The 246-nt window shown below is 78.9% G+C and carries 1 protein-coding gene; it reads left to right on the top strand.

The genetic code is table 11. From position 1 onward, the window contains the following. The coding region (locus AC1ECF_RS17770) for a hypothetical protein (protein ID WP_480390764.1) at nt 1-246 on the top strand (246 nt) is incomplete at both ends.

The following is a 246-nucleotide window of genomic DNA, read 5'->3' as shown; positions in this document are numbered from 1 at the left end:
GACCGCCGACCCCGTGCTGAGGGTGAGCTGGGCCGCGGACAGCCGGTGGCTCGCGTGCCTGGTGGCCACCGGCGGCGGGGTGCGGACGCAGGTCTGGGTCGTGCGCCCGGACGGAACGGACGCGCGGCGGGTGGCGGGTGACCTGCACGAGCACGCCGAGCTGGGGCCCTGGACGCGCAGCGGCCACCGCGTCGTCGTGACGTTCCCGCCGACGGGGGGCCGCCCGGCCCGCTCGTTCCTGGGGGA

The sequence above is a fragment of the Psychrobacillus sp. Z3-81 genome (assembly GCF_056620325.1).
The sequence above is the reverse complement of the archived record's forward strand: the minus strand, read 5'-3'. Positions and strand labels throughout refer to the sequence as shown.